Source organism: Bradyrhizobium sp. KB893862 SZCCT0404 (assembly GCF_018130885.1).
GTDB lineage: Bacteria > Pseudomonadota > Alphaproteobacteria > Rhizobiales > Xanthobacteraceae > Bradyrhizobium > Bradyrhizobium stylosanthis.
On record NZ_JAFCLT010000001.1, the window covers coordinates 307,915 to 331,863 of the forward strand.

General features: G+C 65.4%; 21 protein-coding genes and 1 pseudogene. 12 read left to right on the top strand and 10 right to left on the bottom strand.

From position 1 onward, the window contains the following. Positions 1-42: 42 nt before the first annotated feature. The gene (locus tag JQ617_RS01605) at positions 43-936 is read right to left on the bottom strand and encodes a LysR family transcriptional regulator (RefSeq protein WP_212023875.1); all 894 of its coding nucleotides are present in this window, start codon (positions 934-936) and stop codon (positions 43-45) included. Positions 937-1,039: 103 nt separating this feature from the next. Here JQ617_RS01605 and JQ617_RS01610 point away from each other — a divergent pair, with 103 nt between their 5' ends. After that, the gene (locus JQ617_RS01610) at positions 1,040-2,023 is read left to right on the top strand and encodes an aldo/keto reductase (protein ID WP_212023876.1); all 984 of its coding nucleotides are present in this window, start codon (positions 1,040-1,042) and stop codon (positions 2,021-2,023) included. Positions 2,024-2,325: 302 nt separating this feature from the next. Next, positions 2,326-2,520: a hypothetical protein gene (locus JQ617_RS01615; RefSeq protein ID WP_063682615.1), complete on the top strand. Its 195-nt coding sequence runs from the start codon at positions 2,326-2,328 to the stop codon at positions 2,518-2,520. Between the two features lie 117 nt (positions 2,521-2,637). Here the strand turns inward: JQ617_RS01615 and JQ617_RS01620 are convergent, their stop codons facing one another. Continuing rightward, positions 2,638-3,630, bottom strand: a complete 993-nt coding sequence (locus JQ617_RS01620; RefSeq protein ID WP_349630589.1) for a zinc-dependent alcohol dehydrogenase family protein — start codon at positions 3,628-3,630, stop codon at positions 2,638-2,640. A 107-nt stretch (positions 3,631-3,737) separates the two neighbouring features. Between JQ617_RS01620 and JQ617_RS01625 the strand changes: the two genes are divergently transcribed. Both JQ617_RS01625 and JQ617_RS01630 read left to right on the top strand, forming a co-directional pair. Then, the gene (locus JQ617_RS01625) at positions 3,738-4,589 is read left to right on the top strand and encodes a LysR family transcriptional regulator (RefSeq protein ID WP_212025942.1); all 852 of its coding nucleotides are present in this window, start codon (positions 3,738-3,740) and stop codon (positions 4,587-4,589) included. Between the two features lie 1,079 nt (positions 4,590-5,668). Next, on the top strand, positions 5,669-8,131 hold the full coding sequence (locus JQ617_RS01630) for a putative bifunctional diguanylate cyclase/phosphodiesterase (protein ID WP_212023878.1): 2,463 nt from the start codon (positions 5,669-5,671) through the stop codon (positions 8,129-8,131). Here the strand turns inward: JQ617_RS01630 and JQ617_RS01635 are convergent. From JQ617_RS01635 to thrS, 3 genes are all read right to left on the bottom strand, one after another. Then, the gene (locus tag JQ617_RS01635) at positions 8,117-9,376 is read right to left on the bottom strand and encodes a serine hydrolase domain-containing protein (protein ID WP_212023880.1); all 1,260 of its coding nucleotides are present in this window, start codon (positions 9,374-9,376) and stop codon (positions 8,117-8,119) included. The genes JQ617_RS01630 and JQ617_RS01635 overlap by 15 nt on opposite strands. A gap of 63 nt (positions 9,377-9,439) precedes the next feature. Beyond that, positions 9,440-10,003, bottom strand: a complete 564-nt coding sequence (locus tag JQ617_RS01640; RefSeq protein ID WP_063682619.1) for a nitroreductase family protein — start codon at positions 10,001-10,003, stop codon at positions 9,440-9,442. 93 nt (positions 10,004-10,096) lie between these two features. Then, a complete protein-coding gene (gene thrS, locus JQ617_RS01645) occupies positions 10,097-12,139 on the bottom strand; it encodes a threonine--tRNA ligase (protein ID WP_212023882.1) in 2,043 nt (680 codons plus the stop codon). A 186-nt stretch (positions 12,140-12,325) separates the two neighbouring features. On the opposite strand from thrS, the pseudogene JQ617_RS01650 reads away from it, so the two are divergent. Together JQ617_RS01650 and JQ617_RS01655 are read left to right on the top strand one after the other, a co-directional pair. Further along, positions 12,326-13,500 (top strand): annotated as a pseudogene (locus JQ617_RS01650) (MFS transporter). A gap of 91 nt (positions 13,501-13,591) precedes the next feature. Further along, positions 13,592-13,969, top strand: a complete 378-nt coding sequence (locus JQ617_RS01655; RefSeq protein WP_212023884.1) for a hypothetical protein — start codon at positions 13,592-13,594, stop codon at positions 13,967-13,969. Between the two features lie 19 nt (positions 13,970-13,988). Here JQ617_RS01655 and JQ617_RS01660 read toward each other — a convergent pair whose 3' ends face one another. Then, positions 13,989-14,315, bottom strand: a complete 327-nt coding sequence (locus JQ617_RS01660; protein ID WP_212023886.1) for a GrlR family regulatory protein — start codon at positions 14,313-14,315, stop codon at positions 13,989-13,991. A gap of 170 nt (positions 14,316-14,485) precedes the next feature. Further along, complete coding sequence (locus JQ617_RS01665) at positions 14,486-15,811, bottom strand: alpha/beta hydrolase (RefSeq protein WP_212023888.1); 1,326 nt, start codon at positions 15,809-15,811, stop codon at positions 14,486-14,488. 320 nt (positions 15,812-16,131) lie between these two features. On the opposite strand from JQ617_RS01665, the gene JQ617_RS01670 reads away from it, so the two are divergent. Next, entirely contained in the window at positions 16,132-17,499 is a 1,368-nt protein-coding gene (locus JQ617_RS01670; protein ID WP_212023890.1) for an APC family permease, read from the top strand. Positions 17,500-17,501: 2 nt separating this feature from the next. Continuing rightward, positions 17,502-18,713 (top strand): hypothetical protein, encoded by a 1,212-nt coding sequence (locus JQ617_RS01675; protein ID WP_212023892.1) that lies wholly within the window; start codon positions 17,502-17,504, stop codon positions 18,711-18,713. Here the strand turns inward: JQ617_RS01675 and JQ617_RS01680 are convergent, their stop codons facing one another. Then, positions 18,714-18,920 (bottom strand): hypothetical protein, encoded by a 207-nt coding sequence (locus JQ617_RS01680; protein WP_212023894.1) that lies wholly within the window; start codon positions 18,918-18,920, stop codon positions 18,714-18,716. It lies immediately after the preceding gene. 89 nt (positions 18,921-19,009) lie between these two features. Beyond that, positions 19,010-19,348, bottom strand: coding sequence for a membrane protein insertion efficiency factor YidD (yidD, locus tag JQ617_RS01685; protein WP_212023896.1), 339 nt, complete (start codon positions 19,346-19,348; stop codon positions 19,010-19,012). 229 nt (positions 19,349-19,577) lie between these two features. Here yidD and JQ617_RS01690 point away from each other — a divergent pair, with 229 nt between their 5' ends. Next, entirely contained in the window at positions 19,578-20,477 is a 900-nt protein-coding gene (locus JQ617_RS01690; protein ID WP_212023898.1) for a COG3904 family protein, read from the top strand. Positions 20,478-20,595: 118 nt separating this feature from the next. On the opposite strand, the gene JQ617_RS01695 is transcribed toward JQ617_RS01690, so the two are convergent. Beyond that, positions 20,596-21,051 (bottom strand): iron-sulfur cluster assembly scaffold protein, encoded by a 456-nt coding sequence (locus tag JQ617_RS01695; protein ID WP_212023900.1) that lies wholly within the window; start codon positions 21,049-21,051, stop codon positions 20,596-20,598. Between the two features lie 243 nt (positions 21,052-21,294). On the opposite strand from JQ617_RS01695, the gene folE reads away from it, so the two are divergent. The 3 genes from folE to JQ617_RS01710 all read left to right on the top strand — a co-directional run bounded on the left by folE (position 21,295) and on the right by JQ617_RS01710 (position 23,657). After that, complete coding sequence (gene folE, locus JQ617_RS01700; protein WP_063682635.1) at positions 21,295-21,975, top strand: GTP cyclohydrolase I FolE; 681 nt, start codon at positions 21,295-21,297, stop codon at positions 21,973-21,975. 29 nt (positions 21,976-22,004) lie between these two features. Beyond that, positions 22,005-22,427, top strand: a complete 423-nt coding sequence (hisI, locus tag JQ617_RS01705) for a phosphoribosyl-AMP cyclohydrolase (protein WP_212023902.1) — start codon at positions 22,005-22,007, stop codon at positions 22,425-22,427. A 210-nt stretch (positions 22,428-22,637) separates the two neighbouring features. Further along, positions 22,638-23,657 (top strand): lytic transglycosylase domain-containing protein, encoded by a 1,020-nt coding sequence (locus JQ617_RS01710; RefSeq protein ID WP_246670147.1) that lies wholly within the window; start codon positions 22,638-22,640, stop codon positions 23,655-23,657. Positions 23,658-23,949 lie beyond the last annotated feature (292 nt).

The window sequence follows — 23,949 nt, forward strand, 5'->3', positions numbered from 1 at the left end:
CGCTGCGCCGCGTCCGGGGCACGAGAGGGAGCGCAGCGCCCCTCACTTCCGATACCTCAGCGCCTCCACCAGCACCGCGAAGGCCGGCGTCGGCTGCCGCCGGCTCGGGTAATAGAGGTGATAGCCGGCGAACGGCGCGCACCAGTCGGCGAGTACGCGGATCAATCGTCCGTCGGCGATCTCGCGCTTGACGATGTCCTCCGGGACATAGGCAAGACCAAGCCCGGCGAGCACGGCGTTCATCCTGAGCAGCCCCGTGTTGAACACGAGCTGGCCGTCGACGCGCACCTTCATGGCGCGGCCGCGTTTCTCGAATTCCCAAGCGTAGATTCCGCCATAGGTCGGCAGCCGCAAATTGATGCAATTGTGCTCAGTCAGCTCCTGCGGCTGCTTCGGCTTGCCGCGCGTCGCGAAATAGGCGGGTGCGCCGACCACCGCCATGCGCATCTCCGGCCCGATCCGCACCGCGATCATGTCCTTGGCGACCTGCTCGCCGAGCCGCACGCCGGCATCGTAGCGCTCGGCGACGATGTCGGTCAGGCCGTAGTCGACGACGAGCTCGACCTTGATGTCGGGGTAGCGCGGCAGCAGTTTTGCGAGCGCCGGCCACAGCACGGTCTGCGCGGCGTGCTCGCCCGTGGTGATGCGCACATTGCCGGCCGGCGTCTCGCGCAGCGCCGTCAGCGCCGAGAGTTCGGCTTCGATCTCGGCAAAGCGCGGCCCGACGTTGCGCAGCAGGCGTTCGCCGGCCTCCGTCGGCGCGACGCTGCGGGTGGTGCGGGTGAGGAGCCTCAAGCCGAGCCGCTCCTCGAGGCCGCGCACGATGTGGCTGAGCGCCGATTGCGACAACCCGAGCTGGGCTGCGGCGCGGGTAAAACTGCGCTCGCGCGCGACCGCGAGGAAGGCGAGGAGGTCGTTGACGTTGGTACGGGCCATTCATGAATCCGGATCATGAGTACATGCCGCTTTTATCACCTAATCGCAGGCCCGCATGCGACCTAAATTCGCAGCCGACATCATCTTCAAAGGAGAGCTTCAGATGCAGAAGCGCAAACTGGGCAAGAGCGGCCTGGAGGTCTCGGCCCTCGGCCTCGGTTGCATGGGATTGAGCTACGGCTACGGTCCCGCGACCGAGACGTCACAGGCGATCACACTGATCAGGACTGCGTTCGAGCGCGGCGTCACCTTCTTCGACACTGCCGAGGCCTACGGCCCGTTCGTCAATGAAGAGCTGCTGGGCGAGGCGTTGGCGCCGTTCCGCGACAAGGTCGTGATCGCCACCAAGTTCGGCTTCAGCGGCGGCAAGGTCGAGGCCGGGCTCGACAGCCGGCCCGCCAACGTCAAGGCGGTGGCGGAGGACGCCTTGAAGCGACTCAGGACCGATCGCATCGATTTGTTCTATCAGCACCGCGTCGATCCCGAGGTGCCCGTCGAGGACACCGCCGGCGCGGTGAAGGAATTGATCCAGGCCGGCAAGGTGCTGCATTTCGGCATGTCGGAGGCGGGTGCGCAGACCATCCGCCGCGCCCACGCGGTGCAGCCCGTGACCGCACTGCAAAGTGAATATTCGCTGTGGTGGCGCGAGCCGGAGCAGGAGATCCTACCGACGCTGGAAGAGCTCGGCATCGGGTTCGTGCCGTTCAGCCCGCTCGGCAAGGGTTTTCTGACCGGCGCGATCACGGAAAGCACGACCTTCGACGCAAGCGACTTCCGCAATATTGTGCCGCGCTTCTCATCCAGTGCACGAAAAGCCAATCAGACGCTGGTCGCGCTGCTCGGCGAGATTGCGGCCGCGAAGCAGGCGACGCCGGCGCAGATCGCATTGGCCTGGCTGCTGGCGCAGAAGCCGTGGATCGTACCGATTCCCGGCACCACCAAGCTGCACCGGCTCGAGGAGAACCTTGGCGCAGCCGTGGTAACGTTGTCCGAGGCCGATCTCGCCGCGATTGCAGCGGTGCTGGCCAAGGTCGCTGTTCAAGGTGATCGCTATCCCGCCCATCTCCAGGCGCGGGTCGGCCGCTAACATATATTGCATGCGAGCCCGGTGAGCGTTCGCTTACCGGGCTCTGCGTCTTGTGTTCCGGTTTGAATTACGCATTGCGAGCGCTACCAAGCTGCATCGGAGCGCCGGTTAACACCGTCAGCGTCGGCTTATTCCGCGATGTCGCGACATCGTCATCGCCGGTGGAAGACACGCAATTCCGATAATCAATTTTATTCTCTTTCCATCCTGCTGCGTTATATGTCGGGCATCCGTCCAATGGGGGACGCCGGAGCAGGCTGGTTGCCTGCGAGACCGGAAGAGCAGGGACTAAGCCCGTCGGCATGTTCGAAGTGATCCTTACCAGGCGCAAACGGTTCGGTTGGCGGTGGCAGGTGTGCGACCAGTCCGGCAAGATATTTGCCGACGGTTTCGAGCGCACGCGGCCGGCCGCCAAATATCATGGCGAGCGCGCGTTGTTCTTCCTGCTGTCCCAAGCCTACTTGCGCAAGCGCTCCGCGGCGTCCAGCGAGGACTAGCTGCGCGCAGTCATCCGTCGCCCGGATGAAGCGCAGCGCAATCCGGAGCCGCTGTATCTGGTCGGACAGAATTCCGGATTACGCTGCGCTCCATCCGGGCTACAGGACCTTCGCAACTCAGACATCCACGATCAGCTTGCCCTTGGCGGCGCGATCGCGGATCAACGCATAGGCATCGCCGACAGTCTCCAGTGTGAAGCGCCTTGTATCGACGAGCGGCACGAGCTTGCCGGCTTCGATCAGGCGCGTTGCCTCGCGCATGATCTCTCCGTGATGCGCGCGGCCTTCGCCTGTCAGCAGCGGCAGCAGCGTGAACACGCCGGAATAGGTGGCGGCACGGAACGACAGCGGCGCCAGCGCATGCATGCCCCAGCCGAGCGCGCTGACGACATGGCCGAAGCGGCGCACCGCGGCGAAGGACGCATCGAGCACCTTGCCGCCGACGGTGTCGTAGACGATGTCGAAGCCGCGGCCGCCGGTGTGCTCTGCCACGTAGGTCTCGACCGCGGTGTCGCGGTCGGTGAAGACGGCGCCGAAGCCTTCGATCGTCGCGCGCTGCGACGCCGATCCCGTCGCGAACACGTCTGCACCGAGCGCATGCGCGATCTGGATCGCGACATGGCCGACGCCGCCGGCGCCCCCCTGGATCAGCACCTTCTGTCCGGCCTTCAAGGCCGCGCGGTCGATCAGGCCTTCCCAGGCCGTGATGAAGATCAGCGGCAGCGCGGCGGCCTCGCGCATGCTGAGATTGGCGGGCTTCAGCGCCAGCAGGTCGGCGTCGACGGCCGCGAACTCCGCGAGCGATCCCTGCACGCCGCCGACGCCGCCGGTCATGCCGTAGACCTCGTCGCCCGGCTTGAACCGCGTGACGCCGCGTCCGGTCTGTTCGACCACGCCGGCGAGATCGATCCCGGGAATGGCGGGCAACGGATGGCGCGCATGCGCTGCGGCGCCTGCGTGGATCTTGGTGTCGAGCGGATTGACCCCGCTCGCGCGCACCCGGACCAGAACCTCGCCGGCGCCAGGCTCCGGCATCGAGATCTGCGAGATGCGCAGCGGCGCATTGCGGGCCTCCAGCACGCCTGCGCGCATCGTCGATGGTCTGGTCACGATGATCGTCCTTGCCCCGTTGTCGGCCCCCAATATGCCCATGAATTTTTGCATGAGAAGAAACAAGGATGTACGATTATCGTGCATTTTTGTATGGGGCTATTGCGATGGACTGGAGCGACCTGCGCATCTTCCTGGCGATCGCGCGCGAGGGCACCCTCGGGGCTGCCGCGCGAAAGATCGGACAGACCCAGCCGACCATGGGGCGGCGGCTTCGCGCGCTCGAGGCGGCGCTGGGGCAGACCCTGTTCCAGCGCACCGCCGACGGCTTCGTCCTCACCGACGAGGGCACGGCCGTGCTGCGGCATGCCGAGCGGATCGAGGAGGAGGCGCTCGCGCTGGAGCGGCGCGTGAGCGGCGTGGAGACCGAGCTCGACGGCTTGTTGCGCCTGTCGTCGTCGGACTGGTTCGGAACGGTGATGCTGTCGCCGGTGATCGCCGCTTTCGGCAAGCGCTACCCGAAGGTGACTGTCGAGCTCCTGACCGATGCGCGCCTCTACAGCCTGCCGCGTCGCGAGGCCGATCTCGTCTTCCGCATCAAGCCGTTCGGCGAGCCCGAGGTGATCTCGCGCAAGCTGCTCCACATTCCCTACGCGCTCTATGGCCGGAAGGGCAGCAGGGCGCCGCGCGTCGGCGACGGAAGCGGCGTGCGCGTGGTGACCATGAACACCGAATTCGCCGACATGCCCGACGCGGTCTGGCTGAAACGCACGCTGCCGAACGCGGAGGTCGCCTCGCGCAGCAACAACAGGCAGGCGCAGGCCGAGCTCTGCGCCGGGGGCGGCGGATTGGCCGTGCTGCCGCGTCCGATCGGCGATCGCGATCGGCGCCTCGTCGCGCTCGACATCGGCGCGCCGCCGCCCGGCCGCGACACCTATGTCGGCTATCACCGCGATCTCAAGCGCCTGGCCCGTCTGCGAGCGCTGCTGGACGTGGTGATCGAGAAGCTGGCGGGGTAGAGCCGTAGCCCGGATGGAGCGCCGCGTAATCCGGGATCGCATCCGCGGACATGGCGGCCCCGGATTGCGCTGCGCTCCATCCGGGCTACAAGACCTTGTGTTGCCCGTCGGGCAAGACACCCCGGCGATCGGTCAACCAGCGTGGCCAAAAATATTCCACTTTACCGAAATTCGGAAACAGCGTATCCATCGCCGCAACCCGGCCCTTGGGAAGAGGGGCGTATCGCGATCGTCACGAACGCGGGCCGGGCGGCGGTGGACGCGGATGGCGTCGGCGCGAAGAGCTTTGCAGGGCGGGAGACCGTGAGCAAGGACCCCGCGCATACGACCGGTGCCATCAGCGTACGGCAAAATCGTGTGGTCCTGACGCCCGGGGTCTGTGCGTCAAGTCCCAGCGGTGATGCGGCGGCCCGACCGGGCACGTGCATCAGCCATCTCGCGGGGACGACGGGGGCAATAGTGCATCGCTCCCCGGGGAGAGCACGACATAAGCCGTAAGACCACTGCGCAGGGAAGGCCGGATGCTTGGCTTCACCTGTATGCCGCTGTGCAAATTCTTGTTGCCACCTTCCGCACAGTGGACCGTGGGTGCCCGGCCGGCACCTGGTCTTCCCTGCGCCCTCTTTCATTGGGGCGTGAGGCGACGGAAGCAAAGCTCGGGCGAGATCAGCCGCGAGGATGCGAAGGCGTGCGTGCGAGGAGCGTAGGATGGGTAGAGCGCAGCGAAACCCATCATGCTTCCGCGAGCGGGAAACGTCGATGGGTTTCGCTGCGCTCTACCCATCCTACGAGCTATTGCCTTACACTCCGTCATTGCGAGGAGCCCTTGCGACGAAGCAATCCAGTCTGCCTCCGCGGAAAAGATTCCGGATTGCTTCGCTGCGCTCGCAATGACGACGCTCTCGCGCGTCCACACACCGGGCGCATTTTGCCCAACTGTCATAGTCTCTAACGCCCACTAACCAACACCGGACTTAAAACTGTCACAATCGAGAAATGGAACCTGCGTTCGCGCGCTCTTTACACGCCATTAAGTGCACCTGCATTGGATGCGCGGGGAAAGTGCGTTGGGGACTGCGATGACTGCCGCGAAGAAGATGCCGGGAAAACCGGCCGCCGAAATGTTCGATGACATCCCGGTGCTTCAGCGCAAATGGCGTGCGGCGTTGAAGCCGGGTGAGCGGCTGCCGCGCTACGAGGACGTGATGCTCGGTAGCCTCGGCCGGCTGGCCGATCACATCGCGCTCCTGAAGAACGACGGCGCGCTCGAGCTGTCGCGCAGCGGCCGCTACGTGCAGAAATGGCTCGGCGAGGAGCGCTGGGACATTCCGGTCGCCGAGCTCTCGCCGGACTGCGCCACGGCGTTGTCGGAAGCTGTGGCCAGCGCGCTGGCGAACGGGCGGCCGCATCAGGCGAGCGCGCATTGCGTGCGCGACGGCATGGTCAGGACCTATGATGTGCTGGCACTGCCGACCGCCTCGCGCTGGGGCGCCACGCTGGTGGGCGCCTATGTCAACGAGCGCGGCGCGCAATATAATCTGCTGGATGCGATCTTCTCGGCGACCGATGATGCGGTGATCTCGCTGGCGACGCTACGCGATGCCGCGGGCAAGCCGTTCGATCTTCAGATCGTGCATCACAACAAGAGCGCCGCCGCGCTGCTGCAAGCCGCTGGCGCGGCCCTGCTGTGGCGCCGGATCGGCGAGAGCGGCACGCTGCTCGCAGCGCCGGAGATCATCAAATTCCTGGTCAAGACCGTCTCCGGCGGCCGCGGCGAGCAGCTCGAGATCGAGTACGGCGGCCGTTACCTCCGTCTGAGCGCCACGGCCTTTGCCGATGTGGTCTCGCTGACGATCTCCGATGTCACCGCCCTGAAACGGCGCGACGCCTCCTTCCGCCTGCTGTTCGACAATAACCCGATGCCGATGTGGGTGTTCGATGCACAGACCAAGGAGTTCCTCAGCGTCAACGACGCTGCGGTCCAGCATTACGGCTACAGCCGCACCACGTTCCTGCGCATGAAGCTGCACGAGATCTGGCCGGAGGACGAATGGGACAGCCACGCCGAGGCGCTCGAGCGCCTCGGCGACACCTATCACTCCTCGCGCAACTGGCGCCATTTGCGCGCCGACGGCAGCGAGATCGAGGTGCTCACCTTCGGCCGCCGCGTCGCCTTCGACGATCGCGACGGCTATCTCGTTGCGGTGGTCGACATCACCGAGCGGCGCAAGGCCGAGGCGCGGATCGCCCACATGGCGCATCATGACGGGCTCACCGACCTGCCGAACCGCGAATATTTCCAGGAACGCCTCAAGCAGGCGCTGGACCAGGCCGGAGGCAAGCGGGTCGGCGTGCTCTACATCGATCTCGACCTGTTCAAGAACATCAACGATTCCTTCGGGCATCCCTCGGGCGACCGCCTGTTGAAGGAGGTCGCCGAACGCCTGACCACCGCGGTCCGCGGCGCCAATCTCGCGGCGCGGCTCGGCGGCGACGAGTTCGCCGTGATCCTTGCCGCCGACGTCTCCCCGAACGAGGCGAGCGCTTGCGCGGCCTTGCTGATCGACATGCTGAAGGCGCCCTATGAGATCGACGGGCAGGAGATGGTGATCGGCGCCAGCATCGGCATTGCGCTGTCGCCGGGCGACGGCACGACGTCGGAGGAGCTGATGCGCAACGCCGACATGGCGCTGTACCGGGCGAAGTCGGACGGCGGCGGCGTGCACCATTTCTTCGAGCGCGAGATGGACCTGCAGGCGCAAAAGCGCCGCGACATGGAGCTCGATTTGCGCCGTGCCTTTGCCAACGGCGAGTTCGAGCTGCACTATCAGCCGCTGGTCTCGATCGCCTCCGACCGCATCTCCGGCTTCGAGTCGCTGCTGCGCTGGCGTCACCCCGACAAGGGCATGATCTCGCCGGCGGAATTCATTCCGGTCGCCGAAGACATCGGCCTCATCACGCAGCTCGGCGAATGGGTGCTGCGCGAAGCCTGCGCCGAAGCGGTGAAATGGCCTGCCGACGTCAAGGTCGCGGTCAACCTGTCACCGGCGCAGTTCCGCAGCCGCAATCTGGTCCAGGTGGTGATCTCGGCCCTGGCGCAGTCCGGCCTGTCGCCGAAGCGGCTCGAGCTGGAGATCACCGAGTCGATCTTCCTGGCCGAGACCGATGCCAATCTGGCGACGCTGCATCAGCTGCGCGAGCTCGGCGTCAGCATCTCCATGGACGATTTCGGCACCGGCTATTCCAGCCTCAGCTATTTGCGCAGCTTCCCGTTCGACAAGATCAAGATCGACCGCTCCTTCGTCAAGGACCTGGCGCGGCGCCCCGATTGCAGTGCGATCGTGCGCGCGATCTCCGGGCTCGGCCGCAGCCTCAACATCACCACGACCGCGGAAGGCGTCGAGACCGAAGACCAGCTCGACTGGCTGCGCGCCGAAGGCTGCAACGAGGTGCAGGGATTTTTGTTCAGCGCGGCGCGGCCCGCTGCCGAGATCGCGAAGCTGCTGGCCGATTTCGGCCAGCGCGCCTCACGGGCGGCGTAGCCCCTCGGGGAAGCAGTCGTAGACCAGCGCCTTGAAGGCGGGGGTGATGCGGCTGCGCTCGTTCTGGGTCTGCTGCATCATGAGGTAGACCATGTCGAGCTTGGGATCGACGCCGAAATAGGTGCCGCTGCCGGAGTCCCACTTCAACTCGCCGATCGAGCCGGGCGGCGGCGGCTTCGCGTTGCCGGGATCGGTGCGCACACCGATGCCGTAGCCATAACCAAAACCGTCGCCGGGGAAGTAGAAGTAGTCGCGTCCGACACCGGAACCGGGGCCGACGTGATCGGTCGTCATCGCCTTGAAGGCCGCCGGGCTCAAATAGCGCTTGCCCTCGAACTCGCCGCCGTTGAGCAGCATCTGCGAGAAGCGCTGGTAGTCGGTGATGGTCGAGAGCAGGCCGCCGCCGCCGGATTCCCATTCGGGATGGGCGAGGCGGTCGCGCTCGCCGGCGAGCAGGATCGGATCGTTCGGCAGCGGCCGCGCCATCCGCGCGCGCTCCTCCGGGGTGGTCAGCACGAATTTGGTGCTGGTCATGCCGAGCGGATCGAGAATGCGTGCCTTCAGGAACTGGTACAGCGTCTGGCCCGAGATGATCTCGATGACGGCGCCGAGCACGTCGGTGGAATGGCCGTAGCGCCACAGCGTCCCGGGCTGGCGCGTCAGCGGCAGCTTGGCGATGCGGTCGGCGAATTGCCTGTTGTTGAAGGGTCCCTCGAAGATATTGGCGGCCTGATAGACCTGCAGGACCCAGGGGGCGCCGATATATTCGTAGCTGATGCCGGAGGTGTGCCGCAGCAGATCCTCGATGTTGACGGGACGGACCGGCGGCTCGAGCTCGAGCTTCGTGTTGCCATCCGGCTCGATGCCGACCTTGGTGTCGGCAAACAGCGGAACGTATTTCGACACGGGGTCGGTGAGGGCGAGCTTACCCTCGTCGATCAGCATCATCGCGCCGAGGCACGTGATCGGCTTGGTCATCGAGTGGATCGAGAAGATCGTGTCGGGCGTCATCGCCAGGCCCGTCCTGGTGTCGCGTACGCCGATGCTCTTCAAATAGACCGGCTTGCCGTGCTGCTGCACCATGAGCACCGCGCCCGCCAGCCGGCCGGTCGTCACCTCGGTGTTGAAATAGTCGGTGATGCGATCGAGGCCGCCGGGGGAGGGGGCGGGGATGTCGGCGGCGCGGCTTCGCGCCATCGAGCCGGCCAGCAGCGCGGCCCCGACCAGAAATTCACGACGTTTCATTCCGGCTTCCTCCCTCGCCGGGAACAAAGCCGCAAGACGTCGGAAGCGTCAACAAGACTTCGATTAAAAACGCGTCACGATTTCCGAAAGGAACGGTCGCGGACGATCCTCGCTCGGCTTGGTCGGCGTGCCCACGTGGATGAAGCCGGCGAGCTTCTCGTCCGGCTTGAGGCCAAGCCCGTCCAGCACGTCGCGGTCGAACGAGAACCAGCCGGTCAGCCAGCAGGCGCCGTAGCCGAGCGCGGTCGCGGCCGTGACGATGTTCATGGCGCTGGCGCCCGCCGACAATTCCTGCTCGAACGCCGGCACCTTGGGATGCGGCTTGGTGAAGCTGACGATGCCGATCACCAGCGGCGCGTCCATCAGGCGCTTGCGCTCGGTCTCGATGTCGGCGGCGGGCGCACCGGGATTCTTGCGGGCGAAGACCTTGGCGATCACCTCGCCGGCGCGCTGGCGAGCATCGCCCTCGAAGATGATGAAGCGCCAGGGCGCGAGCTTGCCGTGGTCAGGCACGCGCGCGCCGATGGTGAGGATGGTTTCGAGCTCGGCCGGCGAGGGGCCGGGCCCGGTCATCTCGCGCGGCTTGACCGAGCGGCGGGTCTTCAGGAGTTCGATGGCGTCGGGCACTGCGATATCCTCTTCGGCTGGTCGTCGGGCGTGCCATGCCCAGATAAGCATGCACGCCCGCAACCGGAAGCGAATTTAGATCGATTTCAGGGATCAGACCGCGCCGCGAGCCCGCCGGACGTCCGGCGGGGTCGCCTCGTCGACCAGGGCGGCGATCGCCTCCTCGGTCGTCATCACCTTCTGGCCGTCGCTGCCGAGCCGGCGGACCGAGACCGAATGCGTCTCGGCCTCCTTTTTGCCGACCACGAGCAGCGCCGGAATCTTGGCCAGCGAGTGCTCGCGGACCTTGTAGTTGATCTTCTCGTTGCGCAGGTCGATCTCGACCCGAAGCCCGGCGCGCCGCGCCTGCTCCAGCACCACCTTGGCGTACTCGTCGCCTTCGGAGGTGATGGTCGTGACCACCGCCTGCACCGGCGAGAGCCAGAGCGGGAAGTTGCCGGCATAGTGCTCGATCAGGATGCCGATGTAGCGCTCCATCGAGCCGCAGATCGCGCGGTGCACCATCACGGGCGGCTTTTTGCCGCCGTCATGGTCGATGTAGAACGCACCGAACCGCTCCGGCAGGTTGAAGTCGACCTGGGTGGTGCCGCACTGCCAGTCGCGGCCGATGGCGTCGCGCAGCACGTATTCGAACTTCGGCCCGTAGAACGCGCCTTCGCCCGGGTTGATCTCGGTCTTGATGTGATTGTTCTGCGACTGGATCTCGCGCAGCACCGTCGCCATCACCCGCTCGGCGTGATCCCACATCGCGTCGGTGCCGACGCGCTTGTCGGGGCGGGTCGACAGCTTCACCGTGAGGTCGCCGGTGAAGCCGAAATCCGCGTAGGTCGACAGGATCAGATCGTTGATCTTCAGGCACTCCTCGGCGAGCTGGTCCTCGGTGCAGAAGATGTGCGCGTCGTCCTGGGTGAAGCCGCGCACGCGCATCAGGCCGTGCATGGCGCCCGAGGGCTCGTAGCGATGCACCACGCCGAACTCGGCGAGGCGCAGCGGCAGGTCGCGGTAGCTCTTCAGGCCATGCTTGAAGATCTGCACGTGACCCGGGCAGTTCATCGGCTTCAGCGCAAACCAGCGCTTGTCCTCGGCCTCGTCGCCGGCCGACTGCGCCGCGAACATGTTCTCGCGGTACCAGCCCCAATGGCCCGAGGTCTCCCACAGCACCTTGTCGAGGATCTGCGGCGCGTTGACCTCGCTGTAGTCGCCGGTCAGGCGGCGGCGCATATAGGCGATCAGCTGCTGGAAGATCGTCCAGCCCTTCGGATGCCAGAACACGACGCCCGGACCTTCCTCCTGGAAGTGGAAGAGGTCGAGCTCGCGCCCGAGCTTGCGATGGTCGCGCTTCTCCGCTTCCTCGATCTGCTTGAGGTAAGCGTCGAGGTCCTCCTGCTTGGCGAAGGCGGTGCCGTAGATGCGCGTCAGCATCGGGTTGTTGCTGTCGCCGCGCCAATAGGCGCCGGCCACCTTCATCAGCTTGAAGGCGTTGCCGACCTTGCCGGTCGAGGTCATGTGCGGACCGCGGCACAGGTCGAACCAGTCGCCCTGGTAGTAGATCTTGATCGGCTCGGTGCCGGGAATGGCATCGACCAGCTCGACCTTGAAGGCCTCGCCCTTGTCGCGGAACACCTGCTTGGTCTTCTCGCGATCCCAGACCTCCTTGGTGAAGGGCTTGTCGCGCGCGATGATCTCGCGCATCTTTTTCTCGATCGCGGCGAAGTCTTCCGGCGTGAACGGCTCGTTGCGGAAGAAGTCGTAGTAGAAGCCGTTCTCGATCACCGGGCCGATGGTGACCTGCGTGCCCGGCCACAGCGTCTGCACGGCTTCGGCCAGCACGTGCGCGCAGTCATGGCGGATCAATTCGAGCGCGCGCGGATCGTCGCGGTTGACGAGCTCGATCTTGGCGTCGGCCTCGATGGGATCGTTGAGGTCGGCGAGCACGCCGTCGAGCGCCATCGCAACCGTGCGCTTGGCCAGCGAGGGCGAGATGCCCTTGGCGATGTCGAGGCCGGTGATGCTCTTGTCATACTGGCGCTGGGCGCCATCGGGGAAGGTGAGGGTAACTTTTGCGGCGGGGGTCACGGGCTTGAGGTTCGACAGGCTGTACTGGAAACCGGACTCGGATTTGGGCTGGTCGGTCATTGCTTTTCTCCTGAGGCTCACTCCTGCGAACGAGCGCAGGTAAGCGGGAACGAGCGATATATCAGGCGATTCGGCCTGCGCAATCCGGCATTTCCAAGAAAGTGGCGCGTAAAACCCGCGGCGCAGCCCCAACTATTTGGCGCTCCGCCCTTTAACTCGTCATAGGCCGCCGCTACATGCGTTTGCATGGAAAATGCCCCTGCCGCCGGCCGTTTCGCGCCGACCGCCCTGATGCTTGGCAATCTCGTCACGGGCTGCTCGGTGCTGGCGCCGGCCGGCATGCTGCCGGAATTGTCGTCGGGGCTCGGGATCAGCATCCATGCGGCCGGCCTCCTGATCACCTTCGGCGCGGTGACGCTGTGCATCGGCTCGCCGCTGACGGCGTGGCTGACCAGCCGGATCGAGCGGCGGATCCTGCTCACCGTCACGCTGGCGGTGCTCGCGCTCGGCAATTTCGCCTCAGCGTTCGCGCCCGACTATACGAGCCTGCTCGTCATCCGCCTGGTCATGCTCGCGGTCGGCGCGCTCTACACGCCGCAGGCCGCCGGCACCGCGGCGCTGATCGTGCCGGTGGAGCGGCGCGGCACACGATCGCCTATATCTTTCTCGGCTGGTCGCTCGCTGCGGCCGTCGGCCTGCCGCTGATCACCTTCATCGCCAGCCGCTACGGCTGGCGCGCGGCCTATGGCGGGATCGGTGCGCTCGGCTGCATCAGCTTCCTGTTGTTGCTGCTGCGCTTGCCGGCGGGGCTGAAGGGCACGCCGGTGGATTTGAAGACCTGGAGCGCGGTCGGCCGCAACCGGGCCATCCTGCTGCTGCTGGCGATCACGATGCTGCAAATGTCCGGGCAGTTCGTGGTGTTCACCTTCATGGGCCCGCTGCTGAAGAAGCTGACCGGGGCAGGACCGGACGCCGTCGGCCTGGTGTTCGCCATTTACGGCGTCTGCGGCTTCCTCGGCGTCGTGGTCGCCACGCGCATCGTCGACGGGTGGGGACCTTACCGTACCTCGCTGCTGTTCACCTGCCTGCTGCTTGCGGGCATCACGGGCTGGGCGCTCGGCGCCGGCACGCTGGTGCTGATGGCGATCGCGGTCGCGATCTGGGGGCTCGGCTTTGCCTCGACCAATTCGATGCAGCAGGTGCGCCTGGTCACGGCCGCACCGAAGCTGGCACCGGCGACCGTCGCGCTCAACACCTCCGTCCTCTACATCGGTCAGGCCGTCGGCTCAGCCATCGGCGGATTGTTGTTTGCTCGCGAGCTGCTGCATCCGCTCGGCTTCGTCGCGGCCGGTTTCGTCGTGCTGGCGCTGGTCCTGGTGGTCCTGAGCCGGCCCCGGCGGGCTGCTGCCGTCACGGCCTGAATCCCCCGTTTTCCTGTGCGCAAGGTGCTTGGCAAACAGCGCGCGGGAGGGCTAGAAGGCGAGGCATGGGGACCAAAGAGAGATGACTGAAATGAGGATGATTCTGGCGGTTGCCGCGGTGCTCTATTCAGCCTCCGCGTTCGCGCAAGCCGACAAGCCACCGATGGTGGGGGACAAGCCGCTGGTGCAGGTCAAGCCGAAGGGGACCAAGGCAGCAGCCGCGGCTGCAACGCCGGCGCCGAAGGGCAAGCCGCAATCGGTCGCTGCGCGGCTCCAGGCCTGTCTCGAACTCGATGACGGCACCAAGGACCGGCTCAACTGCTACGACGCGATCATTCCGCCGACGCCGAAGCCGAAGCCGGCAAAAGCCAAGGGCTACGCCGATTGCCGTTTCCTCAAGGAAGAGGACGAGCGGCTGGCCTGCTTCAACGGCTTCGCCGAGAGCATTCCGAAGCTGCCCAAGACCTGAGAAGGTTGGAGCCGGACGGCTAGTCGCTGATCCGGCTCAGCACCGCCCTGAAGGCAACGCCGGGCACTTGCAGCGCAGTGCCTTCGAATTCCGCGGTGTCGCCGTCTTCCCGGCCGGCAAGCGTCAGGGTGATGCGGTCGATGCCGAACAGCGCCTTGAAGGACGGATCGTCATTGTAGCGCTGGGTCGAGATCTTGACCTTGATGCTGGCGCCTTCGCCCGTATAGGTGCCGATGAAGGCGAAGGCGGAATTGCCGCCGCGCATCTTGCCGTCCACCACATAGACGACGCCGCACCCGGTCCCGTGAACCGTGTGGAAGTCGACCTTGTACAATCCCTGACGCAACGACCCGACCCCGCAGAATTCGATGTGCAAACTGGCCGGCAAATTATGGCGCTCGCCAGCGGAAACAATCCGGTCACACCCGGGGGCCGTCGGCCATCAACATCACATTTTGATCAGCGCCTGAGACAATTGCAGGCAGCGCGGCCAAATCCCGGCCCGCGCAATTTCGATCAGCGGCTCGATGCGGCCGGATTGGTGGAGGCGACGCGCGTGAGCGCGAGCGAGGGGGTCGCCGACATCTTCACCAGCACGTCCTTCAGCGGATCCCGCGTCCAGGCGCGCGTCACATAGTCACGATGGGTGATGCCGTCGCCGGTCTCCACGAACACCACGCTGCCGGGACGCAAGGGGCCGTCCATGTCCTCGGAGACGCTGATGCCCTTCTGCCTGAGCATGCTCATCAGCTCGCGGTCGCGCCGTGCGGTGTAGCGGGTGTAGGAGCTGACGAAGAAGCCGGAGCGGTGGCTCTCGATCCAGGAGGCGAACTTGTCCATCTCGCCGTAGACGGCGTCGAGCAACACCACGCCGCGGACGCGGTCGCTGATGCCGCCGACCTCGAGGCTCCAGGCGGTGGGCAGGAAGCCGCCGCTATAGCCGACGATGACGATCGGCATGTTGGCGAAGGCCCGCGCGCTGTTGGGATCGCCGGTGAGGCGGGCGAGATGGTTCGCCGATTCCTCCATGAAGCGCTTGAAGCCGCCGGCCTGCCAGAACTTTCCGGCGCTGGAATCGGCGGCATCGACCGCCATCTGCGGCGCGAGCAGGATCGCGTTGGCGCCGGAATCGGTGATCTGTCTCGGCACCAGCTGCCGGTCGCGCACGTCGCGCTCGAGCGTCGCGCCGTTGCCGTGGAAGAACACCACGATCACGCCCGGCTTGCGCACGTCGAAATGCTCGGGCACGTGCACCAGCACGCGGCTGTCGCTGTAGGTCTCGTCCTGCCAGTAGACGCGCCCCGAATAGCTGCGGTGGCCGCGGCGGTCGCCCTTGGCGATGTTGAGGAAAGGCGCGTCGGAGGCGGGGTTGTTGCCGAAATACGGGAAGGCCGACGATTTCATGCTGACGAGCGTCGTCAGGTCTTCGCGCTCCGGACGCTGGTAGGGGACCTGCGGCGCGAGCGAGGCCACCTTGTAGGGCGATTGCTCCGGCTGCGGCGCCTGCACGGCGCGCTTCGGCGAGAAGTCCGACATCTGCCGTTGCAGGAAGCTCTCGCTTGCGGAGGGGAAACGCTCCGTGAATTGCGGGGCGGGGAAGCGGTCCTCGAACGTGTCTGCGCTCGCAACCTGCTGGGGATTGGTCTTGGCGACGACCTGGACATTGGCCTGCGAGTTCGCCGCGAGCGCCGCCGGATTGGGCGCCCTGCCGCATTGAACCAGCGTCAGCGACAGCGGCACCAAGGCTGAGATCAGGCCGGCCCGGAGCGCACGAGCGCGCCGACCGGACGGCGTCCGATCGGCACGAATGTCAGCTCTCATGTTCGGAACGGCCCCGACCATCCACCCATGACCCCAAAGTCACGTCCATCGGCAATCTCTAGACAATTGAGCCGACTGGCGTTTAGGCGACGTTAAGTGTCCGGAGAAACTTCCCCACATCCGGAACGCTCAAAGGGACCATGCAATCGTGTCGTGATTGTGGGGGCGGGGAGCGGGATTCTCCGGTGTCCGGGCTGGTTTATTGCCCAGCACCAACCATAAAGGGTGCTCCAATACCGATTTCAGCTGCCTCATTTAACCCTTGTTAACCCTGCTTGAATTGACTGGACCAAACTGCACGATGCTCCCCACGAGGCGTGACGCCTGAGGTTAGGACCGCGATGACGGCATCAGATGCGGGTAGCGCGCCCTGGACTGGCCGGCTGACCGGAAGCGGGCCCGGCGTCTCCGCTCTGGTCGCAACCGCCATCGTCGTTGCCGACATGATCGGGGTCGGCGTCTTCACCAGCCTCGGATTCCAGGTCAAGGACATCCCCTCCGGCTTCTCGATCCTCCTGCTGTGGACCGTCGGCGGCATCGTCGCGCTGTGCGGCGTGTTCTCCTACAGCGAGCTCGGGGCGATGTTTCCGCGCTCGAGCGGCGAGTACAATTTCCTCGGCCGCGCCTATCATCCCGCCTTCGGCTTTCTCGCCGGCTGGGTCTCGGCGACGGTGGGCTTTGCAGCGCCCGTCGCGCTCGCCGCGATGGCCTTCGGCGAATATGCCAAGTCGGTCGTGCCCGATCTGCCGCCGATCCCGCTCGCCATCGGCGTGGTGTGGCTGGTCTCGCTCGTGCAGTTGACCGGCGTCAGGCACTCCGCGACCTTCCAGCTGATCTCCACCATCCTGAAGGTCGTGCTGATCGTGGCCTTCCTGGTCGCCGGCTTCATCATCGGCGTGCCGCAGCCGATCGCCTTCACGCCGCAGCCGGGCGATCTCGCGCACATCGTCAGCGCGCCCTTCGCGATCGGGCTCGTCTTCGTGATGTATTCGTTCTCGGGCTGGAATGCCGCGACCTACATCATCGGCGAGATGAAGACGCCGCAGCAGAGCCTGCCGCGCGCGCTGCTCGCGGGCACGCTGATCGTGCTCGTGCTGTACGTCGCGCTGAACGCGGTGTTTCTCTATTCCACGCCGGTCAGTGCGCTCGCCGGACAGCTCGACGTCGCCAGCGTCGCCGGCACCGCGATCTTCGGCAGTCTCGGGGGGCGGATCGTCGGCGCGATGATCTGCGTCGGCCTGGTCTCCTCGATCTCCGCGATGATGTGGATCGGCCCGCGCGTGATGATGACGATGGGGGAGGACATCCCGGCGCTGCGTGTCTTCTCGAAGCGATCGGTGAGCGGTGCACCGGCCTATGCCATCCTGTTCCAGCTCGCGGTCGCGACCCTGTTGCTGTTCACGCGCAGCTTCGAGGCGGTGCTCGACTTCATCCAGTTCGCGCTGCTGTTCTGCTCGTTCTTCACGGTTGCCGGCGTCATCAAGCTGCGTATCACCGATCCGGACCTGCCGAGGCCCTATCGCGCCTGGGGATACCCGTTCACGCCGCTCGTTTTCCTGCTCGTGACCGCGTTCATGATGTACTACCTGTTGACCGAGCGGCCGGTGCAGTCGCTGTCGGGGATGCTTGTCATGCTCGCGGGCCTGTTGATTTATGCTGTTTTCCGCGGGCGGCCGGTCGCCGCTGGCAATTCATCACATCGCGAATAGACATGGTCCGACCCTTGAGAATTGCGGCCGTCGCCCTTGCCCTGCTGGCTGCGGCCGTCTCGCCCGCGCGTGCCGCCGACGTCACCTTCGACGACACCGCGCGCTTCCTCGCGGGCATGCAGCCCTCGGCAGACTCGCCGCTGGTGCCGCTGACCAGAGATCCCAACTGGCAGCATCACGCCAAATTCTTCGACAACGCCTTCGCCCAGCTCGAGCAGCGGCAGATCGCGAAAATTCGGAGCTGGGCCGACGTCAACCTGGCGGCGCCGCGGCCAACCATGTTCTACATGTTCAGCGGTCCGGACTTCCTCTACGCCAACGCCTTTTATTCCAAGGCGAGCACCTACGTGCTCGGCGCGCTGGAGCCGGTCGGTGCCGTGCCCGACCTGACAAAGCTGCCGCGCGGTTCGGTCGGCGCGGCGCTGTACAATGTCGAACGCTCGCTCGGCTCGATCCTGAGCTTCTCCTTCTTCATCACCAAGCAGATGAAGGTCGACCTGCACACCAACCAGGTCAACGGCACCTTGCCGATCCTCTATGTCTTCCTCGCCCGTTCCGGCAAGACCATCCGCAATGTCGAGATGGTCGCGCTCGACAACAAGGGCGGGATCCATGTGGGGAATGACAATCCGGGGCCGAATGCGACGCGCGGTGTCCGCATCACCTTCGCCGGCAGCGACGGCGAGGTGCGCACGCTGTATTATTTCTCGACCGACCTTTCCAATCAGGGGGCACGTGCGACCGGCTTCCTGAAGTTCTGCGAGACGCTCGGTCCCGGCAACAGCCTGCTCAAGAGCGCGTCCTACCTGCTGCACTCCGGTAACTTCACGGTCGTCCGCGACTGGCTGCTCGCCAACAGCGCGACCATCATCCAGGACGATTCAGGAATTCCGCTCGCGAACTACAGCGCGAAGCAATGGCGGTTCTTCCCGTTCGGCCGCTATCTCGGACCGATCAGCGAATTCCCCGGACGCTACCAGGAGCGCTACGCCGAACTGTTCACGCGTGCCCAGCCGATCGATTTCGGCGTCGGCTACCGCTGGCGCATGCACGAGTCGAACCTGCTGCTGTCGGTGAGGGTGCCGGGCAGCGAGACCGCACCCGCTCCGGAGACGGTTTCGTCCACCGAACCGGCGCCGAAGCCGCGCCCGAAGCGGCCGCGTCCGCCCGAGTCTGTCCCGCCGTCGTCCGGACGTTTCTTCTGGTTTCGCTGACTACCAGTGCACGCTCTGGCTTGGCACGACGAAGGCCGTCGTGCTGGGCGGCGTTGCAAAGCTCGTTGCAAGATACCAGCCGGAACCGACCGCGAGTGCGAGCAGGGCGATGATGGCGAGCAGGTCCAGGGTTCTGGGGTCGTGCGGTCTGTGACCGGGGTGGGGGCCGGTCCTGAGGTGAAAGAGGGGGCTGATTTTCCAGCGCATTGTTGTTCCTCCCGCGGGAGCATCACAACAACGCGAGGGAACGCTTTGGGTTCCACCGGGAATAGCGATCCCAAAGCACCGCAGCGAGGCTACGACGGATTGACGCCGCGCCAGCGCGCGTAACGCCAAGGCAGGTACCAGCGCGCGTTTTGCGGCGCGGCGAGTGGGACATTGTCGATGCCCGACGTGCCGAACGGATTGCAGCGAAGCAGGCGCGCGAGCGTCATCCAGCCGCCGGCCCAGAGTCCGAAGCGCTCGATTGCCTCGTCGCCATAGACGGAGCAGGTCGGCAGGTGCCGGCAATTGTAGCCGACCAGAGGCGAGAGCGTATGGCGGTAGAGCCAGATCAGCGCCCGGCCGACTCTTCGCGGAAGGCGAAGGACGCCCTCGATCGGAGCGGTGCAGTGCTCGCAGGTTGATTGCTTCATGTGCGCGTTGCTGCGAGGTTGAGCGAGGACTTGCGCGGTTCCAATGCAGGGAACTGCAAGCTGTTGTTTTGACGCCATAATTACCGTGCTTTTTGGGAGCAGTGCAGCAAGTATCTATGGACGGGCTGTATTCCCACGGATACCATTTTTGTGACGTTCACGTGTAGACTCATTGAACGCCGAACGGGGCTTGCCTGAATCGCCTTGGGGGCTTGGGGAAGGGACCAGTTTGAAACTACTGAAGTCGCTCAATCGTCGCGGCTGGTTGCTTGTGGGAACCGCCGTATGTGGGATCGTGATGGCGGGGGCCATCGCGACGTTCGGATCGTCGGCCCGGGCGGGGGCCGCCCTCGAAGAGCGCAAGCTGCCGATGAAATTCGGCTGGGTTGCCTGCGAGCCCAACTGCCGCGGCTGGATCAGCGCGGTCGGCATCATCACCGCTGACACCCCCAGGGATTTCGAGGAGTTTGCGCGCGGACGCCAGCTCGGCGGCGCCACTGTGGTGCTGGATTCCAGCGGCGGATCGGTCAACGACGCGATCTCGCTCGGCCGGCGCTTCCGCAATCTCGGGCTTTTGACCACGGTTGGGATCAGCCTGCCGAACCGCGGCGGGCAGTCGGCCCGTCCGGCGGTCGTGCCCGAAGCCTATTGCGAATCCATGTGCGTGTTCCTGCTGCTGGCCGGCAAGAAGCGCTACGTGCCGGATGCGGCCCATGTCCGCGTGCACCAGATCTGGATGGGCGACCGCGCCGACGATGCCAAGGCGGCGAGCTACAGCGCGCAGGACCTGATGATCGTGGAACGCGACATCGGCCGTCTCGCCAAATACACCTTCGACATGGGCGGCGCCGGGGACTTGCTGTCGCTCGCGCTCAGCGTTCCGCCCTGGGAAGATCTGCATGAGCTCGATTCCGGCGAGCTGAAGCTCACCAATCTGGTGACGACCGACCTGGTCGCCGACGTGCTGCCGCATGTGGATGTCACGGCGCCGGCGGTGGCGGAGCTCGCACCGAAGACGCAGGCGCGGTTCGGTGCGGGACCGGAGCAGCCGGCCAAGTCGACCCAGACGGCGGAAGCCCTGGTGCCGACCGGTGGTGTGGTGGCGCCGGCTGCGGCGGTGCAGAAGTAAGCTCTTAGATCCAGGCAGTCATTCCGGGGGCGCGCGTAGCGCGAACCCGGTATCTCGGCCGGCAATCCCCGGCTTTCGGGTTCGATGCTACGCATCGCCCCGGCGTGACATTGAGGGATCAGCCCTGCGCCGCGGCCGGCTGCTTGGCCTTGGCCTCGATCTGGCCGATCGCATCGACCACCGCATCAAAAGTCAGCAGCGTCGAGGCGTGGCGCGCCTTGTATTCGCGGACCGGCTCGAGGAACTTCATCTCCTCCCACTTCCCTTGAGGAGGGGCGCCGTTCTCCTTGAGCATCTTGCGAACGGTTTCGCGTAACTCACGGAGTTCGCTCGCAGTCGAGCCGACCACGTGACTTGCCATGATGGATGAAGAGGCTTGTCCGAGCGCGCAGGCCTTCACGTCGTGCGCGAAGTCGGTGACCGTATCGCCATCCATCTTGAGGTCGACCTTCACGGTCGAGCCGCACAGTTTGGAATGGGCCGTCGCGGTGGCATCGGGGGCGGGCAACCGTCCGAGGCGCGGAATATTCCCGGCCAGCTCGATGATCCGCTTGTTATAAATGTCGTTCAGCATGTGATGGAGTCCAGGACTTCCCGGCCGGATCGGCCTTGGCGGGCGCCGTTCACGGTCTTATATAGGGTCGGAACTGGCGGAAAAACAGTCCAGCGGCGCGGCGGCAGCGGTTCAGATCTGCGCTGCCGACGTGATGACCCAAGGGCCTTTTTCGTCAAAACTGTTTCTCTTCAGGCGTCCGGCGGCTTGCCGCCCCGTCTGCCGGTGACACTCCGGCCTTTCAGGCCGTCGAACGGAGTAGACATGGACGCGACCATCAAGCCGATCCGCCCGACCAAGCAGCCCGAGGCCCGCCCGGCCGAGCTCGATCCCGCCGAATTCCTCGCGGCCGCCGTCCGCGCCGACCAGCCGCGCCCGGCACGTGCCGAAGCGGAAGCGGCGGTGAAGACGCTGCTCGCCTATATCGGCGAGAACACCAACCGCGAGGGCCTGCTCGACACGCCGCGCCGCGTGGTCGAGGCCTTCGACGAGCTCTATCAGGGCTACCACCAGTGCCCGGCCGAAGTGCTCGACCGCACCTTCGGCGAAACCGCCGGCTATGACGACTTCGTGCTGGTGCGCGACATCGAGTTCACCTCGCAGTGCGAGCATCACATGATGCCGTTCTACGGCAAGGCGCACATCGCCTACACGCCGGTGGAACGCGTCGTCGGCCTGTCGAAGCTGGCCCGCCTGACCGACATCTTCGCCCGGAGGCTCCAGACCCAGGAGCATTTGACGGCGCAGATCGCCGCGGCGATCGACGAGATCCTCAAACCCCGCGGCGTTGCCGTGCTGATCGAGGCCGAGCATACCTGCATGTCGGTGCGCGGCGTCGCCAAGCATGGCGCCTCCACCTTCACCAGCCGCTACACCGGCATGTTCCGCGACAATCCGGCGGAGCAGGCCCGTTTCCTGTCCATGGTGCGAGGCCTGCAGCGCTGACCTCGCGACTGTATTAAGCGAGGGCGCCCGTGTCCGCTCACTCCCACGAGATCGAGGAAGGCCTTGCCTTCCTCCCCAGGTTCGACGCGAGCGGCCTCGTGACGGTCGTTGCGACCGACGTTGCGACCGGCGACGTCCTCATGGTCGCGCACATGAACGACGAGGCGCTGCGCAAGACCATCGCGACCGGCGAGGCCTGGTACTTCAGCCGCTCGCGCAATGCCTTGTGGCGAAAAGGTGAGACCTCAGGTCAGACCCAGCGCGTGGTCGAGATGCGCACCGATTGCGACCAGGATGCGGTCTGGCTTCGGGTCGAGCAGATCGGTGCGGCCTGCCACACCGGCCGCCGCTCGTGTTTCTATCGCAAGGTCGAGGCCGAGGGCGGCGGAGCCACGCTCGTCTTCGTCGATGCCGAGCGGCTGTTCGATCCGGACGCGGTCTACAAGAAATGACGTGAGTCATTCCGGACAGCTCGAAGAGCCGACCCGGAATCTCGAGATTCTCAGTGTGCGCAACTGCGCACCGTAGCTCGCGCTACGCGCGCCCCGGAACGACCGGGAAGCCCGAATTAACTCCGCATTAACCATACCTGTCCCACGGTGAGACGACAGGGCGCCGAATTGCCGGTGCCGCTCAACGCCGCACGGGGCGGGCACTCCATCATGTCGGTCGACAATTCCAGTGCCTCGCAGACGGCGGTTCTCGATCCGACGCGGGCGCGCGTCGCCGGTGCGATCAAGCAGGCCTCGAACATCTCCGGCGTCAGCTTCCAGTACATGCTGACCACCGCCAAGATGGAATCGGACTTCGATCCGACCGCGGGCGCCACCACATCGTCCGCGCACGGGCTCTATCAGTTCATCGACCAGACCTGGCTCGGCACCGTGAAAGAGGCGGGGAGCCAACTCGGCTACGGCAACTATGCCGACGCCATCACCAGGACCTCGTCCGGCACCTACACCGTCGACGACCCCTTCATGAAGCGGTCGATCATGAAGCTGCGCGACGATCCCGAGGCCGCATCCGGCATGGCGGCGGCGCTGACGCAGTCGAACAGCTTCAAGCTCACCGGCCTGCTGGGCCGCCGGCCGTCTGACAGCGAGCTCTACATGGCGCATTTCATGGGCGTCGGCGGAGCCGCAAAACTGATCGCCAATGCCGAGGACAATCCGCAAGCCGTCGGCGCGCGGCTGTTTCCCAATGCGGCATCCGCCAACCGCTCGATCTTCTATGCCAGGGACGGTCGCGCCCGCAGCGTCTCCGAAGTCTATTCGGTGCTCGATGCGCGCTATGCCAGCGCGGCGAATTCGAAAGTGACCCGCAGCGCGATGGCGATGTATGGCGGCACGCCCTCGACCACGGAGGTCGCCAGCGCAAACGGCGTGCAGCCTACCGCGCCAATGATCAACAACGCCGCTTATCTCCAGACCTTTCCCAATACGAATGCAGTGACGCCGGTGAGTGCGACATCGTCAACGACAGTTGCAGACAATACGCCGATCGCGCCCGCATTCCGTTCGATCTATCAGCCCGGCGACACCACCCAGCCGGTCTCGACCACGGTGCAGAAATTGTGGGGCAACAACGCCTCGCTCACTTCGGTCGCATCCGCGACGCCGGACGTGCGGCCGCCGCAACCGCTCGATCTCTTCAGCGATCGCAGCGGCACGTTCAGCAGCTAATTCTCGGCCAAACATTCTCGCTCGTGTCCCGGACGCGCTGCAGCGTGTAACGCTGCTGCGCAGAGCCGGGACCCACGCAACAGGCGCCGCTTGCTAAACTATGGGCCCCGGCTCAGCAGCGCATCACTTGCGTGCTGCGCTGCGGCCGGGGCACGAGAGCCGGCCCTCTTTGTTCCCTTAACAAAACGTCAATAAAACCAGCCAGTTATGGTGAACGCTTTGTTAAGCGTCGTGGTTTATTTTGTGTTGCAGGTGACGAGCCGTCACCATTTTCGTTTGTTGTGTAAGCCGG